The sequence below is a fragment of the Microbacterium sufflavum genome, assembly GCF_023091155.1.
Lineage (GTDB): Bacteria > Actinomycetota > Actinomycetes > Actinomycetales > Microbacteriaceae > Microbacterium > Microbacterium sufflavum.
Window position 1 is genome coordinate 2,259,657 of the sequence record NZ_JAHWXK010000001.1, and the last position, 15,963, is coordinate 2,275,619.

18 protein-coding genes are annotated in these 15,963 nt (G+C 72.6%); 5 read left to right on the plus strand and 13 right to left on the minus strand.

Annotation, left to right across the window (positions count from 1 at the left end; translation table 11 throughout):
• The first annotated feature begins 112 nt into the window (after positions 1–112).
• Positions 113–682 carry an alpha/beta fold hydrolase gene (locus KZC56_RS10950; protein WP_136036941.1) on the plus strand — a complete coding sequence of 190 codons (570 nt, stop codon included), beginning with the start codon at positions 113–115 and terminating at the stop codon, positions 680–682.
• Positions 683–731: 49 nt separating this feature from the next.
• On the opposite strand, the gene KZC56_RS10955 is transcribed toward KZC56_RS10950, so the two are convergent.
• Positions 732–1,031 carry a Fe-S cluster assembly protein HesB gene (locus KZC56_RS10955; protein WP_136033504.1) on the minus strand — a complete coding sequence of 100 codons (300 nt, stop codon included), beginning with the start codon at positions 1,029–1,031 and terminating at the stop codon, positions 732–734.
• Positions 1,032–1,137: 106 nt separating this feature from the next.
• On the minus strand, positions 1,138–1,626 hold the full coding sequence (locus tag KZC56_RS10960; protein ID WP_205814405.1) for a GNAT family N-acetyltransferase: 489 nt from the start codon (positions 1,624–1,626) through the stop codon (positions 1,138–1,140).
• 119 nt (positions 1,627–1,745) lie between these two features.
• Here KZC56_RS10960 and KZC56_RS10965 point away from each other — a divergent pair, with 119 nt between their 5' ends.
• Positions 1,746–2,297 carry a Dps family protein gene (locus KZC56_RS10965; RefSeq protein ID WP_136033507.1) on the plus strand — a complete coding sequence of 184 codons (552 nt, stop codon included), beginning with the start codon at positions 1,746–1,748 and terminating at the stop codon, positions 2,295–2,297.
• 58 nt (positions 2,298–2,355) lie between these two features.
• Here KZC56_RS10965 and KZC56_RS10970 read toward each other — a convergent pair whose 3' ends face one another.
• Positions 2,356–2,880 (minus strand): DUF6328 family protein, encoded by a 525-nt coding sequence (locus tag KZC56_RS10970; RefSeq protein WP_136033509.1) that lies wholly within the window; start codon positions 2,878–2,880, stop codon positions 2,356–2,358.
• 81 nt (positions 2,881–2,961) lie between these two features.
• Here KZC56_RS10970 and KZC56_RS10975 point away from each other — a divergent pair, with 81 nt between their 5' ends.
• Positions 2,962–3,165, plus strand: coding sequence for a hypothetical protein (locus KZC56_RS10975; RefSeq protein ID WP_247638560.1), 204 nt, complete (start codon positions 2,962–2,964; stop codon positions 3,163–3,165).
• Between the two features lie 22 nt (positions 3,166–3,187).
• Here the strand turns inward: KZC56_RS10975 and KZC56_RS10980 are convergent, their stop codons facing one another.
• The gene (locus KZC56_RS10980) at positions 3,188–3,763 is read right to left on the minus strand and encodes a 1-acyl-sn-glycerol-3-phosphate acyltransferase (protein WP_136036939.1); all 576 of its coding nucleotides are present in this window, start codon (positions 3,761–3,763) and stop codon (positions 3,188–3,190) included.
• A gap of 22 nt (positions 3,764–3,785) precedes the next feature.
• Positions 3,786–4,397: a carboxymuconolactone decarboxylase family protein gene (locus KZC56_RS10985; RefSeq protein WP_247638561.1), complete on the minus strand. Its 612-nt coding sequence runs from the start codon at positions 4,395–4,397 to the stop codon at positions 3,786–3,788.
• Between the two features lie 125 nt (positions 4,398–4,522).
• Here KZC56_RS10985 and KZC56_RS10990 point away from each other — a divergent pair, with 125 nt between their 5' ends.
• Positions 4,523–4,669, plus strand: coding sequence for a hypothetical protein (locus tag KZC56_RS10990; protein ID WP_168387113.1), 147 nt, complete (start codon positions 4,523–4,525; stop codon positions 4,667–4,669).
• 29 nt (positions 4,670–4,698) lie between these two features.
• Here KZC56_RS10990 and KZC56_RS10995 read toward each other — a convergent pair whose 3' ends face one another.
• Entirely contained in the window at positions 4,699–6,174 is a 1,476-nt protein-coding gene (locus KZC56_RS10995; protein WP_136036937.1) for an MDR family MFS transporter, read from the minus strand.
• Between the two features lie 166 nt (positions 6,175–6,340).
• Here KZC56_RS10995 and KZC56_RS11000 point away from each other — a divergent pair, with 166 nt between their 5' ends.
• Positions 6,341–8,437: an ABC transporter ATP-binding protein gene (locus KZC56_RS11000; RefSeq protein ID WP_247638881.1), complete on the plus strand. Its 2,097-nt coding sequence runs from the start codon at positions 6,341–6,343 to the stop codon at positions 8,435–8,437.
• A 17-nt stretch (positions 8,438–8,454) separates the two neighbouring features.
• On the opposite strand, the gene KZC56_RS11005 is transcribed toward KZC56_RS11000, so the two are convergent.
• From KZC56_RS11005 to KZC56_RS11035, 7 genes are read right to left on the minus strand one after another with little or no spacing between them, the layout of a single operon-like run.
• On the minus strand, positions 8,455–9,228 hold the full coding sequence (locus KZC56_RS11005) for an SDR family NAD(P)-dependent oxidoreductase (protein WP_247638562.1): 774 nt from the start codon (positions 9,226–9,228) through the stop codon (positions 8,455–8,457).
• A 25-nt stretch (positions 9,229–9,253) separates the two neighbouring features.
• Positions 9,254–10,198 carry a glycosyltransferase family 2 protein gene (locus KZC56_RS11010; protein ID WP_308194353.1) on the minus strand — a complete coding sequence of 315 codons (945 nt, stop codon included), beginning with the start codon at positions 10,196–10,198 and terminating at the stop codon, positions 9,254–9,256.
• 22 nt (positions 10,199–10,220) lie between these two features.
• The gene (locus KZC56_RS11015) at positions 10,221–11,357 is read right to left on the minus strand and encodes a cysteine desulfurase family protein (protein ID WP_247638563.1); all 1,137 of its coding nucleotides are present in this window, start codon (positions 11,355–11,357) and stop codon (positions 10,221–10,223) included.
• A gap of 4 nt (positions 11,358–11,361) precedes the next feature.
• A complete protein-coding gene (gene nadC / locus KZC56_RS11020) occupies positions 11,362–12,213 on the minus strand; it encodes a carboxylating nicotinate-nucleotide diphosphorylase (RefSeq protein ID WP_247638564.1) in 852 nt (283 codons plus the stop codon).
• Positions 12,213–13,742 carry an L-aspartate oxidase gene (gene nadB, locus KZC56_RS11025; RefSeq protein ID WP_247638565.1) on the minus strand — a complete coding sequence of 510 codons (1,530 nt, stop codon included), beginning with the start codon at positions 13,740–13,742 and terminating at the stop codon, positions 12,213–12,215. The genes nadC and nadB overlap by 1 nt, the downstream gene beginning before the upstream one ends.
• Positions 13,739–15,073, minus strand: coding sequence for a quinolinate synthase NadA (nadA, locus tag KZC56_RS11030; RefSeq protein ID WP_247638566.1), 1,335 nt, complete (start codon positions 15,071–15,073; stop codon positions 13,739–13,741). Before nadA ends, nadB begins: the two co-directional genes overlap by 4 nt.
• A complete protein-coding gene (locus KZC56_RS11035; protein ID WP_247638567.1) occupies positions 15,070–15,786 on the minus strand; it encodes an NUDIX hydrolase in 717 nt (238 codons plus the stop codon). The genes nadA and KZC56_RS11035 overlap by 4 nt, the downstream gene beginning before the upstream one ends.
• Positions 15,787–15,963: the final 177 nt, after the last annotated feature.

A 15,963-nucleotide genomic window follows, 5' to 3' on the forward strand; every position in this document is an offset into this window, starting at 1 on the left:
CCGGCGGGCTACGCTGGACGCAGGCGGTCTCGGCCGCGGCGCGGGTCGCAGGAGCCCGGCGTGGACGACCGCCTGCGTTCCTGACACCGACGGCACGAGGAGACCGACGCCGATGACCGACACCCAGATCTTCGAGCCAGACGGCCGCGCCATCCCCTTCGTGGACGAGGGCGACGGACCCGTCAAGCTGGTGCTCATCCAGGAGCGCGACCTGGCCGCCGACGTGCTCGGCGTCGTGGGGCACTACCTCGCCGAGGAGGCCGGATTCCACGTGCTGCGCATCGGCCACCGCGCGGACGGCGTCGACGCCTCGCTCGACGACCGCGTGGCGGACGCGCTCGCCGTGATCGACCACGTGGGCCTCGAAGACACCTGGATCGGCGGACACGGCTTCGGAGGCACGGTCGCCCGCTCCTTCGCCGTCGCGCACCCCGACCGGGTGAACGGGCTGGCGCTGCTGGGGGTGGAGGACGTGGAGGTTCCGCTGGCTCCGGTGATCCCGGTGCTGCTGATCCAGGGGACCGACGACACGGACACCCCGGAGGCGAACGCCGAGCGCCTGCAGGCCGCCGCTCCCGAGCGTGCGAGCATCAAGCGGATCGACGGCGGAGGCCACCTCTTCCCCATGACGCACCCGATCGAGACCGCCGTGGTGCTGGAGGAGTACCTCGACTGGGACTGAACGCACGGATGCCGCGACCGAGTCGGCCGCGGCATCCGGAGTCCGTGGGTCAGGCGACCTGCGGGAGCACCGCGAAGGAGACGGAGCCCTCGTCGTCGACTCCCGCGTCGAGGATCTTGTCGTCGAGAGCGGCCGCGGCCGCATCGTCGAGGAACAGGCGCGTTCCCTGGATCTCCACCACCTGATCCGCCGGTTCCGGGTCGGCCGTCACGGCGACGGCGAGGTGCGCCGCCCCTGCGTCATCCTGAGCCGGGGCGGAGTGGATCCGCAGACCCGCGTCCGGCGCGTCGTTCTGTCGACTCACGAGGGTCGAGACGATGGCGGTGGCGTTGTCGGTGAGGGTGAGCACGAAGCTCTCCTTTCCGGTCGGGTCGTGCCGCGGTCGCGACACGTGCTTCCACGATCCCCGTCACCGCCGCGAGCCTCCACCCCCTTGCGTCATCCGAGCCTCGCGTTTACTCTCGCAGCCGCTTGCGCAGGAACACCTGCGCGGTGCCGTCCCCGTCGGGCACGCGCTCGTGCTCGACGTAGCCGCACGACTCGTACAGCCGGATGTTCGCCTCGCTGAGGCTCCCCGTGAACAGCTCGGCGACCGGTGCCCGCGACGCCTGCTCCGCGGCTTCCAGCAACCGGCGGCCGATGCCCTCGCCCTGCATGTCGGGCGCGATGGCGATGCGCCCGATGAGCAGCAGGTCGTCCTTCTCGACGTACCGGATCGCGCCGACCAGCCGTCCGTCGATGCGAGCCGTGAAACCGGACTCGGACCGCAGCTCGGCCTCCAGCTCCGCGAGCGTCTGGGTCAGCGGCGGCATGTCCACGCTGCCGTAGATCGCCGCTTCCGACACGAAGGCCGCGCGCTGGACGGTCAGCACCTCGCCCGCGTCGGCGTCGCTGATAGGCGAGATCACGATCTCGGGGCCCTCGTTCTGTTCGGTGCTGGTCACGGTTCCGCCTCTCTCTGCGTCCGGGGGACTCCGCCACGTTCGACCGTGAGCCCGGCGAGTGTCAACCCCCTCGATCCGGCCAGGCGCGGGCGGCTACGGTCGCGGCAGGAGGTCACACCATGGCAGACACCAAGACGAAGAAGACCGGCGGCGCGAAGAGCGGCGCGAGCACGCGGGCCAAGACCACCCGGCAGCAGAACGCGGAGAAGGGGTTCACCGCTTCGCCCACGCTCGCCGCGAACCTGCAGGCGGTGCTCGTCGACCTGATCGAGCTCTCGCTGCAGGGCAAGCAGGCGCACTGGAACGTCGTGGGCAGGAACTTCCGCGACACGCACCGCCAGCTCGACGAGATCATCGAGGACGCGCGCACGTTCAGCGACACCATCGCGGAGCGGATGCGCGCGCTGCACGCGGTGCCGGACGGTCGCAGCGCCACCATCGCGAAGACCACCACGCTGCCCGAGTTCCCCACCGGCGAGGTCTCGACCACCGAGACGATCGACCTCGTGACCGAGCGGCTCGAGGCGACGGTGGCCACGCTGCGCGGGGTGCACGATGACGTGGACGAGGAGGACCCCACCTCGGCCGATCTGCTGCACGCCGTGATCGAGCGCCTGGAGCAGTTCGCCTGGATGGTGAGCGCCGAGAACCGCAGCCCCGCCGGCCGCTGAGGACCGGAGTGGAGAGCCATCGCCGTCGCCGTCGCGCACCCGCGCGCGGCGGCGGCGATCAGGTGTCGGCGCGAGCCCTCGCACGCGCGCGACGCAGGAATCCCGGCAGCGCCATCCACAGTCCCGTGACCAGCACGAGCGCCGCGATCAGCGCGACGAGTCCGGCGGTGCGGTTCACGGTGAAGTCGACGATGAGCGTCGTGACACCGATCGTGAGCGCACCGATCACCACCAGGTCCACCTTCACGATGCGCGCCGCGATACGGACGAGCTCCGGCTTCTGCCGGGTGCCGAACAGCGCCCGGTGCATGCCGACCGGAGCGAGGGCGAGGATGGTCGCGATCGCGGCCAGGGCCACCAGCACCACGTACAGATCGCGCTGCAGCTCGTCCATGTCGGTGAAGCGCGGCTGGAACGCCACGGCGAGCAGGAACCCGGTGAGGATCTGCGTGCCGGTCTGCATCACCCGCAGCTCCTGCAGCAGCTCATCCCAGTTGCGGTCGGCGCGCTCGTTCGGGGTCTCGTCACGGCCGTCGTCGCGGTCATCCCGATCGTCCGGGCCACGGCGTGCATCTGCTGTCATAGCCTCAGTCTCGTGGCGCGGCTCCGGTCGTGTCCAGAAGGTTGCGCCCCGGCTCGCCGCCCCCTCTCGAAAGGACTCGAAATGACGCTTCCCCCGATCGACGAGTGGTGGCCGGAGCTGTCCGACGACGCGCGCCGTGCGGTCATCGGCAGCGGCTCCCGGCACCTGGACGAGGATGTGCGCGAGGAGATCCGGGAGATCACGGGCGCCGTGGTCGGCATGATCGAGACGCTGTCCGAGGACGACCTCGCGTACGCGCGGAGGCACGCGCCGGACGACGAGTGAGCGCGCGGGAGACCCGGGGCGGTCAGGCGCTCTCGGTCTCCTCGCGCAGCCGCGGCTCGGTCCGCCGCTCGGGACGGACGCCGTGCTTGTCGGCGTAGAACGCGCGGATGCGGTCCATGTCGGCGGAGACGTCGCCGGTCAGCTCCATCGTGGGGCCGAGCCCGGTCGTCATGGTCGCGCGGTCCACGAAACCCAGGGTCACGGGCATGCCGGTCTCCCGTGCGATGCGGTAGAAGCCCGACTTCCAGTACGCGTTCCCGCCGCGGGTGCCGTCGGGCGTCACCACCAGGCCGAACACGGTCCCGGCGTGCACCTGCGCGACCACCTCGCCCACGACCCTCGCTGGGTCGGCGCGATCCACGGGGATGCCGCCGAGGCGTCGCATGATCGGGCCGCGCCAGCCGTGGAACAGGCTCTTCTTGCCCAGCCAGTGCACGTCGATGCCGAGCCGCCAGGCGATGGCGAGCATCAGGACGAAGTCCCAGTTGGAGGTGTGCGGGGCGCCGATCAGCACGGTGGGGCGGTCCGGCGCGCGGCCGCCGGCGAGCGTCCAGCGGCTGAACGCCCAGAACACGCGGGCGAGGAGTCGTCTGAGCATCCGTCCACGCTAGGGGAGCGGCCTATCGATCGGCTGGCGGTGCAGAGCCATCGGTCCGCCTCGCCGCGGTGCCACCGGTCAGGGCTTCGGTGACCGCGACGCTCAACCCCGGCATCGGATCCACCGGCACAGCGAGGGCCTGCAGCGCCCGGCTGAAGTAGTTGCGCGCCGCCGCGGCGAGGGTGATGTCGACGATCTGCCGGTCGGAGAACCCCGCGTCGCGCAGGCGCTGCGAGTCGGCGTCGGTCATGGCCTCCGGCTCGCGGGAGAGCCGCTCGGCGTACCGGATCACCGCCTGCTCCGCCGGGTCGAAGGCGCTGTCGTCGCCCTCGCCGAACGCGGCGAGCCCGGTCTCGTCGACCTGGCCGATGCGCACCGCGCGGCGTCCGTGCGCCAGGAGGCAGTGCGGCGACCCGATCGCGCGGGCGGCGCCGAGCGTGGCCGCCTCGTACACGCGGACGCCGATCGACGGCACCACCGCGTGGACGAGGGCCTCGAAGGCCGCGTAGGCCTCCGGGTTCACGGCCATCGCCTGGGTGTGGGCGAAGACGAAGCCGTCCTCGGCGATGTCGCTGTCGTACATGGCGGCGACGGGACCTTCGGCGGTGGCCGCCATCGGGGTGCGGATGATCATGTCGACTCCCTCGTCCGGGCCCGCCGGAGGGGCGTTGACCCGCATCACCCGGAAGGATACGCCCGACTGCGCACCGCGGGTAGGGCCGCGGAGCCGTCCCTCTCCGGCGGGCGTACCATCGAAGGATGACCGAGAAGACGCCGCGCAACGCCGAGCAGGAGACCGCGCCCGTGCTGCAGCCGCTCCCCGCCGCGCTCGAGGTGCTCGACGGGGATGCCGTCGGCTTCTGCAGCAACGGCGTCTGCCACCTCCCCGCGCCGTCGACGCGGTAGGCGACAGACGCCGTCACACCCGGGCGGTGTCAGTGGCCCCCGTGGCCGCCCTCACCGGCATCGTCGGCGGGCTTGCGCACGAACGGGCTGAGCGCCACCGCCGCGAGCGAGATGATCGCCGCGATGAGGAACGCCATGCGTGCACCGGGTGCCCCCGCGACCGCCCGCGACAGACCCTCGTCTTCTCCCGCGTGCAGGATCGCCGAGTACGTGACCGTGAGCAGCGCGACTCCGGCCGCACCGCCCACCTGCTGCAGCGTGTTGAGGACGGCCGAGCCGTGCGAGTACAGCGACCGGTGCAGCGAGCCCAGCGACGAGGAGAACAGCGGGGTGAACGACATCGCGAGTCCGACCGACATGGCCGCCTGCACGATGATGAGCAGCCACCACACGGTGTGCTCGCCCACGGTGGAGTAGAAGAACAGCGCCGCCGAGACCAGGATCGTGCCGGGGATGAGCAGCGGGCGCGTGCCCTTCGCGTCGTACACGCGGCCCATCACCGGACCGAGCAGGCCCATCAGGACGGAACCCGGGAGCAGGATCAGCCCCGACTCCAGAGCCGTGAGACCCGCCACGTTCTGCAGGTACTGCGGGAGCAGCGTGAGCGTGCCGAACATCGACAGCGCCAGGATGGTCATGATGATCACCGCGAGCGAGAAGTTGCCGACGCGGAACACCCGGAGGTCGAGCAGGGCGTCGTCCACGCGCTGCAGCACCAGCTGACGCCACACGAACAGCGCGAGCGACACGGCGCCGACCGACAGCGCGATCACGCCCGCCGTGCCGCCCGAGCCGCCCTCGCCGCCGAACTGGCTGAGTCCGAACACGATGCCGCCGAAGCCGAGCGCCGCGAGCGGGATCGACAGCACGTCGAGCGGAGCCTTGCGGGTCTCGCCCAGGTTCGTCATCCACTTCACGCCCATGCCGAGCGACACGAGGGCGATGGGCAGCACGATCGCGAACAGCGCCCGCCAGTTGAACGCATCGAGCACGGCGCCGGCGAGCGTCGGGCCGATGGCGGGGGCGAGCGAGATCACGAGGCCGACCCGGCCCATCATGCGGCCGCGCGACTGCGGCGGCACGACGTTCATGATCGTCGTCATCAGCAGCGGCATCATGATGCCGGTGCCCGCGGCCTGGATCACCCGGCCGACCAGCAGCACCGAGAAGCCGGGCGCGACCAGCGCGACCAGGGTGCCCAGCGAGAAGGCCGTCATCGCGGCGATGAAGACCTGACGGGTCGTGAAGCGCTGCAGGATGAAGCCGGTCGTCGGGATGACGACCGCCATGGTGAGCATGAAGGCGCTCGTGAGCCACTGCCCGAGCTCGGGCGGGATGCCCAGGTCGGTGTTGAGGTGCGGGATCGCGATCCCCATCGTGGTCTCGTTGAGGATGGCGACGAAGGCCGCGACGAGCAGGAGCCAGATCACGCGCATGTCGCGGCGGGGGATCTCACCGCTCTGTGCGGGAGGCGTCGAGATGGAGCCGGTATCGACGGCAGACATGGGCGGCCTCCAGGGCATCGAGGGGGAAGGAAGGCGCGAGAGTTCGCAGGAGTCACTCAGCGTAACGGGTGCCGCGGACATTTCATTCCGATCCCTGTGATATCCGCTCAGGCGGAGATCCGCGGGCGGCGACGTCGGCGCCCGTGGGTACGCTTGCGCCATGAGCATGGGCGGTATGGGCGGCGGGCCACGGGCCGGGTTCCGTGGGGTCGACGAGGAGGCCCAGCGCCGCCAGAACGCCGAGGCTCCGCGCATCGAGGGCCTGGGCAGCCGCGTGGTCGCGCTGTTCAGCGCCTGCCGGTGGCGCATCCTCGTGACGGGCGTGCTGGTGGTCGTGGGAGCGGGCATCGCGGTCATCCCGCCGTTGCTGGTGCAGCGCATCTTCGACGACGCACTCTTCCCGGTCGACGGCGGCGGCCCTCACCTGCAGCTGCTGGCCTGGCTCGTGGGCGCGATGGTCGCCCTGTTCCTGCTCTCGGCCGGACTCGGCGTCGTGCAGACGTGGCTCACCGCGACCGTCGGCAACAGCGTCACGGGCGACCTGCGGGTGCGCCTTTTCGAGCACCTGCAGGCGATGGAGCTCGGGTTCTTCACCCGTACCAAGACCGGGGTCATCCAGTCGCGCCTGCAGAACGACGTCGGCGGGGTGTCCGGCGTGCTCACCAACACCGTCACGAGCATCCTCGGCAATGCCGTCACCGTGATCGCCTCGCTCGTCGCGATGATCCTGATCGACTGGCGTCTCACCCTGATCGCGGTCGTGCTGATGCCGTTCCTCGTGCTCGTCCAGCGCCGCGTCGGCCAGGTGCGGGCGCGCATCGCGGGGGAGACGCAGGAGTCGCTGTCGGAGCTCACGTCGATCACGCAGGAGACGCTGAGCGTGTCGGGCATGCTGCTCTCCAAGGCGTTCAACCGGCAGCGCACCGAGTCGGAGCGCTACCAGGCGGAGAACCGCAACCAGGTGGTCCTCCAGGTGCGCCGCGCGATGAGCGGTCAGGGCTTCTTCGCGGTCGTGCAGGTGATCATGGCCAGCGTCCCCGCCGTCATCTATCTCGTGTCCGGGTTCTTCATCGCGGGCGGCACCGGTGCCATCACCGCCGGCACCATCGTGGCGTTCACGACCGTGCAGGCCCGGCTGCTCATGCCGCTGATGGGGCTCATGCGCGTCTCGCTCGACCTGCAGACGTCCTCCGCGCTGTTCGCGCGCATCTTCGAGTACCTCGACCTGGTGCCCGAGATCACCGACGCGCCCGACGCGATCACGGTCGACCGGGCGCCGGGGCCGCGCGGTCGCGTGGAGTTCGCCGACGTGGTGTTCCGCTACCCGGATGCCGCGCCCGACGCCCGACCCACGCTGCACGGCGTGTCGTTCGTGGCGGAGCCGGGGCAGCACGTGGCGTTCGTCGGGCCGTCCGGGGCGGGCAAGACCACGATCATCTACCTCGCACCGCGCCTGTACGAAGCCACGGAGGGCACCGTCCTGTTCGCCGGCGCCGACGTGCGCACGCTGCGGCAGGAGTCGATCATCGACGACGTGGGCATCGTGTCGCAGGAGACCTACCTCTTCCATGCGACCATCCGCGAGAACCTCCTGTACGCCAAGCCGGACGCGACCGAGCAGGAGCTGATCGCCGCCTGCACCGCGGCCAACATCCACCACATCATCAGCGGGTTCGAGAAGGGCTACGACACCGTGGTCGGCGAACGCGGCTACCGGTTGTCCGGCGGGGAGAAGCAGCGGATCGCGATCGCGCGCGTCCTGCTCAAGGACCCGCCGGTGCTGCTGCTCGACGAGGCGACCTCGGCGCTCGACACCGTGTCGGAACGCGTCGTGCAGGAGGCGCTGGACGAGGCGGCGAAGGGACGCACGACCCTCTCGATCGCGCACCGGCTGTCCACCGTCATGGGCGCCGACGTGATCCACGTGATCGATGCCGGCCGCATCGTCGAGTCCGGCACGCACGCCGAGCTGCTGGCGCAGGGCGGGCTCTACGCCGAGCTCGCGGCGCAGCAGGTGGCGGCCTCGCGCGTGCTCACCGTCGAGGCGGAGATCGAGGAAGACGACGCGGGGGAGCCCGCGACCGGGGGCGTGCGGGCGGCGCTCGACGCCCGCCGTGCCGACCGCGCACCGGACGACGCGGCTGCGGCGGACGCCGTCACCGCACTCGCGACCGCGGCTCCGCTGATCACGCCGTCCGCACCGGCGGCGGCCACCGGGGTCACGACGCCCGACCCCGACGAGTCCGCCCTCCCCGAGGCCTGAGCGCCGGGGCGGCGGCGTCAGTGCACGGACAGGCCGCCGTCGACGAACAGCGAGTGCCCGGTGACGTAGGCCGAGCCCGCACCGGCGAGGAACACCGCGGCGCCCGCGAAGTCGCTCGGCAGTCCGTTGCGTCCGATCATGGTGCGCGCGGCGAGGGCCGCGATGGTGTCGGGGTCCTGCTGCAGCCGGGCGTTCAGCGGGGTGAGCACGAACCCGGGCACCAGGGTGTTGCTCGTGACTCCGGTGCCACCCCAGGCCTCGGCTTCGGAGCGCATGAGCGACTCGACCGCGCCCTTCGACGCGCCGTACACGCCGCTGCCCACGAAAGCCCGGTGCGCCTGCTGCGAGCTGATGTGGATGAGCCGTCCGTAGCCGCGGGACGCCATGCCCCTCGCGTACCGCTGGCCGAGCAGGAACGGCGCCAGCGCGTTGACCGTCATGGTCGCGTCCCAGTCGTCCTGCGTGATCTCGGCGTAGGGCGGCCGGAGGTTGATGCCCGCCGAGTTCACCAGGATGTCCGGCTCGCCGAACGGCTCCGCGGCCGCGGCGGCCGCGGCGTGGATGCCGTCGCGCGTGCCCAGGTCGCCGACGACCCCGGCCGCGCGGGCGCCGTGACCGCGCAGCTCCTCGACGGTCTCGCGGATGCGCTCCTCGCCACGGGCGACGATCACGGTCGCGGCGCCCGCGCGGGCGAGTGCGGTGGCGATGCCGCGGCCGATGCCGGAGCTGCCGCCGGTCACCACGGCCGTGCGACCGTCGAGCGAGAACAGCGAGTCGAGGTAGGCGTTCATGCGGGCGGCCTTTCGGGGGTCGGGCTCACCAGTTCAGGGCGTCGGCGAGCGCGGGATCGGGAGCGGCGTCGGCGAACTCCGGCAGCGCCCGCAGCTCGGCCAGGAACGCCTGCACCTCGGCGTCGTACGCCGGGTCGGGGTGCGTACGGGCGATGTCGAGCAGGGGAGGGACGTCCATCGCCAGGATGAGGTCGAGGCGGGCGGTGACGGCGGCGTGCTCCCCGGCGGCGTGCAGCACCGCGATCCCGCCGCGGAGGGCCGTGAGGTAGTCGCGGAGCACGGGGAGCTGGGCCTTGCTCTGCGTGATCGACGTGCCGTCGGCCCTGACCCGCCACTCGACGACGACGTCGGGGATGACGTCGAACGCCCCGGCGCGGGTGTACAGGGTCTGCGCGACGACCTGGTCCTCGTAGGCGACGCCCTCGGGGAAGCGGAGGTCGGTCCACAGCGGGGTCCTGCTCACCTTCGACCACGCGACGATGTTCGACGCGGCCGCGGGGTGCTCGGCAAGCGTGGTGCCGCGTCGCTCGGGGGCGGTGGCGGCGGCGACCCACGGCTGCACGCGCCCCGCGACGTAGCGGTCGCCCTGCCACCGCGACCGCACGTACGCGCCGGCGGCGAGGTCGCTCCCGGTCTCCTCGAGCGTGCCGAGCAGCCGGGCGAGCGCCGTGGGGCGCAGTTCGTCGTCGGCGTCGAGGAACCCGGTGTACGGGGTGTCCACGAGCGAGAGGCCCACGTTGCGCGCGGCACCGAGGCCGCGGGAGGCGGCGTGACGCATCGACGTGAACCGCGGATCCGCGGCCGCGGCGGCGTCGAAGATCGCGCCCGTGTCGTCGGTCGAGCCGTCGTCGATGAGGATGGCACGCCAGCGTCGCTCGGTCTGCGCGCGCAGCGAGTCGAGCGCGGCGCGGGCGAAGGCGGCGATGTCGCGTCCTGGCACGACCAGGGTCACGAGCGGGGCGTCGGTCACCAGCCGAGTCTAGAGCCGCAGCTCACCCCCGGACGGCGTCCACGGAGGCGGCGACGAGGGCGGCGAGGCGCTCCGGCGCGTCGTCCGGGAGGGGGGCGCGCCCGAACGTGAAGCGCACCGAGGTCTGGGCGACCGCGGGGTCGAGGCCGCACGCGAGCAGCACGTGCGACGGCTCGTCGCTGCCCGCCGCGCACGCGGAGCCGCTGGACGAGATGACGCCGCGCCGCTCCAGCTCCAGCAGCACCGCCTCGCCGCTCACCCCCGCGATCGTGAAGCTGGCCGTGGCGGGCAGACGGCGCACGGGGTCACCCGTGAGCGCCGCCTCCGGCACCCGCCTCAGCAGCTCGGCGATGAAGCGTCCGGTCGCGGCGCCGATCCGCGCCCCCGCGACCTCGCGTTCCCGTTCGGCGAGGTCGAGCGCGGTCGCCAGGCCCACGGCGCCCGCGACGTCGGCGGTGCCCGAGCGGCGCCCGCGCTCCTGTCCGCCGCCGTGCAGCAGCGGCTCCAGGGGCAGGCGGCCACGCACCGCGAGCGCGCCCGTGCCCTTGGGGGCGCCCAGCTTGTGCCCGGCGATCGACACCGCGTCGGCGCCGAGGTCGCGCAGCGGCAGCCAGCCCGCCGACTGCACGGCGTCGAGGTGCAGCGGCACTCCCCGCGCACGGGCGACCGCGGCAAGGGCCTCGACGTCCTGCACCGTGCCGATCTCGTTGTTCGCGTGCCCCAGCGCGACCAGTGCCGTGTCATCGCGGAGCGCGGCGGCGAGGGCCTCGGTGGTGACGCGGCCGTCCGGCCCCACGTCGAGCGCCGTCACCTCCACGTCGTGGAACCGCGCGAGGAACGCGGCCGACTCCAGGATCGACTCGTGCTCGATCGGCGACACCACGACGTGCCGGCGCCCCGAGCTCAGCGCGCCGAGCACCAGTCCCTTCACCGCGAGGTTGTTCGCCTCGGTGCCGCCGCTGGTGAACACGACGTCGCCGCGGCGCATCCCGAGCACGTGCGCGACCCTGGCCCTGGCGTCCTCGAGGGCCTCCGCCGCCGCCTCTCCCGCGGTGTGGTGGCTGGCGGGGTTGCCGTACACCGTCGTGAGGTACGGCTGCATCGCGGCCAGCACCTCCGGGCGGACGGGGGAGGTGGCGGCGTGGTCGAGGTACAGCACGGCGTCAGTCGATCCGCAGATCCAGGCCGAGATCGAGCGCGCGGGCCGAGTGGGTGAGCGCCCCGACGGAGATGATGTCCACTCCCGTGCGGGCGATCGCGGCCACGGTGTCGAGGTCGACGCCGCCCGAAGCCTCCGCGGTCGCGCGACCGTCGATCAGCGCGACACCGGCGCGCAGCTCGTCCGGGGTGAAGTTGTCCAGCAGCACCGTGTGCGCGCCGCCGTCGAGCACCGCGGGGATCTGGTCGAGCCGGTCGACCTCGACCACGACGTGCGCGGTGTGCGGCAGTCGCGCCACGGCCTCGCGCAGCGCCGACGCCAGGTCGAGACCGGTGCGCTGCAGCACCGCGAGGTGGTTGTCCTTCGCCATGACCGCGTCTGACAGGGAGAAGCGGTGGTTGCGGCCACCCCCGCAGGCGACGGCGTGGCGCTCGAACGCCCGGAGCCCCGGGGTGGTCTTCCTGGTGTCGCCGATGCGGGCGCGCGTGCCCTCGATCGCCGCGACGTACGCGGCGGTGAGGGTCGCGATGCCCGACATGCGCTGCGTGAAGTTCAGCGCCACCCGCTCGGCGGTCAGCAGGCTGCGGGCGGCTCCGGTCACGGTCGCGAGCACGTCACCCGCAGCGAACGCGTCGCCCTCGCCCACGTGCAGGTCCACGGTGACCTCCGGGTCGGTGAGGGTGAAGGCGGCGGCGAACACCTCTCCGCCGCTGAACACCCCGGGCTCGCGGGCGACGAGGTCGGCGGTCGCGGTGGCGTCGGCGGGCAGCAGCGTCGCACTGGTCAGGTCGCCCCACGGGGCGTCCTCCTCGAGGGCGGCGCCGACCACGCGGGTGAGGGTGGCACGGGTGAGCATCAGACGGTCTCCAGGATCGGGGGACGGGCGGTGGCGGGGGCGGCGGGCTCCGCGTCCGCGCGGTGGTGGGCGCCGACCGAGATGCGGCGCGCCAGGGCAGCGGCGGCCGTGGCCTCCGCGACGTGCAGCAGGTGGGCGTCCTCGTGGTCGCGCGCGCTCTGCGGCGGCTGCTGCGCGATGATCCAGCCGCGGATGGTGCCGAGGGCGCGCTCGAGTCCCCGCGCTGTGCGGTGGAGTCCGACCTCGTCCCACATCAGCTGCTGCAGGGCGCGGCGCGCGAACGGCGGGGTGCCGGTGGTCGCCGTCGGCTCCGTGGCGGGTGTCGCGGTCGCCCGCGGCGTCGTGGGGCCGGGGTGGACACCGGCGGGCCAGGGACCGGCGAGGGCCGCAGCCGTCCGTGCGCCGAACACCGCACCCTCCAGGAGGGAGTTCGACGCGAGGCGGTTCGCGCCGTGCACCCCGGTACGGGCCACCTCGCCCACCGCGTAGAGCCCGCGGATCGTGGTGCGTCCGTCGAGGTCGGTCACGACGCCGCCCATCAGGTAGTGCGCAGCCGGGGTCACCGGGAGCGGCTCGCGAGACCAGTCGAAGCCCCGCTCGCGGGTGACACGGTCGATCGTGGGGAAGCGGCGCGCGAGGGTCGCAGCTCCCAGCATCGTGGCGTCGAGGCGCACCGGCACGTCCTGTCGCGCGGCCTGTGCGGCGATCGCCCGCGCGACCACGTCCCGCGGCGCCAGCTCGCCGTCGGGGTGGCTGTCGAAGACGAACCGCCGTCCGTCGGCGTCGAGCAGCACCGCCCCTTCGCCGCGCACGGCCTCCGAGATGAGGAACGCCGGGCCGCTCGCGAGCACGGTGGGGTGGAACTGCACGAACTCCAGGTCGGCGACCGCGGCCCCCGCGGCCAGGGCCACGGCGATCCCGTCGCCCGTGACCCCGGCGGGGTTGGTGGTGTGGGCGTACAGCTGTCCGTCGCCCCCGGTCGCGAGGATCACGGCGTCGGCGGTCCGCACGGTGGGGTGGTCGTCGTGGAGCAGCTCCACGCCGCGCACGGTGCCGTCCGCCACGGTGAGCCCGGTGAGCATCGCCCGTTCGACCGGGGCGATCCCCGCCCGGCGCACGGCCGCGGTGAGGGCGGTCGCGATGGCGGCACCCGTGGCGTCTCCGCCCGCGTGGAGGATGCGCGCGTGGCTGTGCGCCGCCTCCCTCCCGCGCTGGAGGCTGCCGTCGGCGGCGCGGTCGAACGCGACGCCCCGGGCGATGAGCTCCGCGATGCGGGCGGAGCTCGCGGCCACGAGCGTCTCGACGGCGGGGCGGTCGCCGAGTCCGGCTCCGGCGGTGAGGGTGTCGTCCGCGTGCGCGGCCGGGGAGTCGTCCGGCCCGTAGCCGCCCGCGATCCCGCCCTGCGCGAGCGGTGTGCAGCCCTCGCCGACCTCGCCCTTCGTCACGAGCGTCACGGTGTGGCCCGCCTCGTGCGCGTGCAGGGCCGCGGTCATGCCCGCGATGCCCGCTCCGACGACGACGACGTTCATCGCGCGCCGGCTGCCGGGGGCTTGGCGGCGAGCATGCGCTCGAGGGCGACCCTGGCCGGTTCCGCGACGTCCTGGGCCACCGTGATCCGGTTGGGCGTGCGTCCCGCGACCAGCTCCTCCAGCGTCCAGGCGAGGTAGCCGGGGTGGATGCGGTACATGGTCGAGCAGGGGCACACCACGGGGTCGAGGCAGAAGATCCGGTGCTGCGGGTACTGCGCGGCGAGGCGGCGCACGAGGTTGATCTCGGTGCCGATCGCGAACGTCGTCGGCGTGGTGGCCTCGTCGATCGCGCGGCGGATGTACTCGGTCGATCCGGCCTCGTCGGCGGCGTCCACCACCTCCATCGGACACTCCGGGTGGACGATCACGCGCACGCCGGGGTGCTCGGCGCGGGCCTGGTCGATCTGCGCGACCGTGAAGCGGCGGTGCACGGAGCAGAAGCCGTGCCACAGGATGACGCGCGCGTCGCTGAGCTCGTCGGGCGTGGAGCCGCCGAGCGCTCGCCGCGGGTTCCACAGCGGCATGCGCTCCAGCGGCACGCCCATGGCCTTGGCGGTGTTGCGGCCGAGGTGCTGGTCGGGGAAGAACAGCACGCGCTGTCCGCGCGCGAACGCCCATTCGAGCACGGTGTGCGCGTTGGAGGAGGTGCAGACGATGCCGCCGTGTCGCCCGACGAAGCCCTTGATCGCGGCGGACGAGTTCATGTAGGTGACAGGGATCACGGGCACGCGGCCGTCCGCGTCCGGCGTGTCGAGGTCGCCCAGCACGTCGGCGAGCTGCTCCCAGCACTCCTCGACCTGGTCGATGTCGGCCATGTCCGCCATCGAGCATCCGGCGGCGAGGTTCGGCAGGATGACGGACTGCTCGGGGCGCGACAGGAGGTCGGCGGTCTCGGCCATGAAGTGCACACCGCAGAACACGATCGCCTCCGCGTCGGTCCGGCCCTTGGCGGCCGTGGCGAGCTGGAAGGAGTCGCCCACGTAGTCGGCGTGCGTGACGACCTCTTCGCGCTGGTAGAAGTGCCCGAGGATCACCACGCGGTCGCCCAGGGTCGCCTTGGCGGCACGGATGCGGTCGTGGAGCTCGGCCTCCGGTGCCTCGCGGTATTCGGCGGGCAGTTCGCCCTGGCGGGGAGCGCCGGTGGGGATCACATCGCCCATGGACGACCCCGGGCCGTAGCCCGGGCGGATGTCGAAGTCCCAGGGGCCGGCCGCGAGGTCGGTGGTGCAGGTGGCCTCGGTCGACGCGCCGGTGACGATCGCCTGGATCGCGTGGTCGACCGAGGCGTCCACGGGCAGGACGGCGGGAGTCGGGACGGCGGTGATGCTCATCGGGTGCTCGTTTCTTCGGGGCCGAGGGGGCCGCGGTCGGCCAGCTCGACATCGGTGTTGTCGCGGTACAGACGGGCGGGACGGTGGCTTCCGGTGCGGAACCGGTCGGTGGGCAGGAGGTTGCCGGCGGCCTCCACCTGACGGCGGAAGTTCGCGGGGTCGAGCTGGCGGCCGAGGATCGACTCGTACGCCTCGCGGAGCTCGGCGAGCGTGAACTCCGCGGGCAGGAAGCCCTGTGCGACGCGGCTGTAGCCGACCTTGTTGCGCAGGCGCCACAGGGCGTACTCGATGATCTTGGCGTGGTCGAACGCCAGTGCGGGGAGCTCGTCGACCTCGAACCACTGCACGTTCTCCGGCGCGCGTCCGCTGGCGCGGTGGGCGGCGATCTGGGCTTCGACGTCGTCCTGTCGCAGCAGGGCCCAGTACACGATCGAGACGACGCGCGTGGGGGAGCGGTCGACGGCGCCGAACGCGTAGAGCTGCTCGAGGTAGCTGGGCGCGAGGCCCGTGGTCTCCGCGAGCGTGCGGGCGGCGGCGTCGACCGGGGATTCCTCGGCGGTGAGCCAGCCGCCGGGGAGCGCCCACTGCTGCGCGAACGGCTCGCGCGTGCGGAGCACGAGGGGGAGGGCGAGCACGGCGCGGCCGTCGTCGGTGCGCCGCAGCGTCAGGATCACGGTCGAGACGGCGACGCGGATGGGCTGGCTTCGAGTCATAGGCACCTTAACCTCCGTGAACGATCTTAGTGTCATAGCGACCCTTAGGGCGACTCCATGACGCCGTGGGTCCAGCGAGTCCGAAACGTTATCTGCGGGAGGGAATAGGGCTTGTCCGGCTCGAAGGGGTTTGTTAGGTTACTGTCCTAACAAACCCCTTCGAGGTGACGTCCGTCT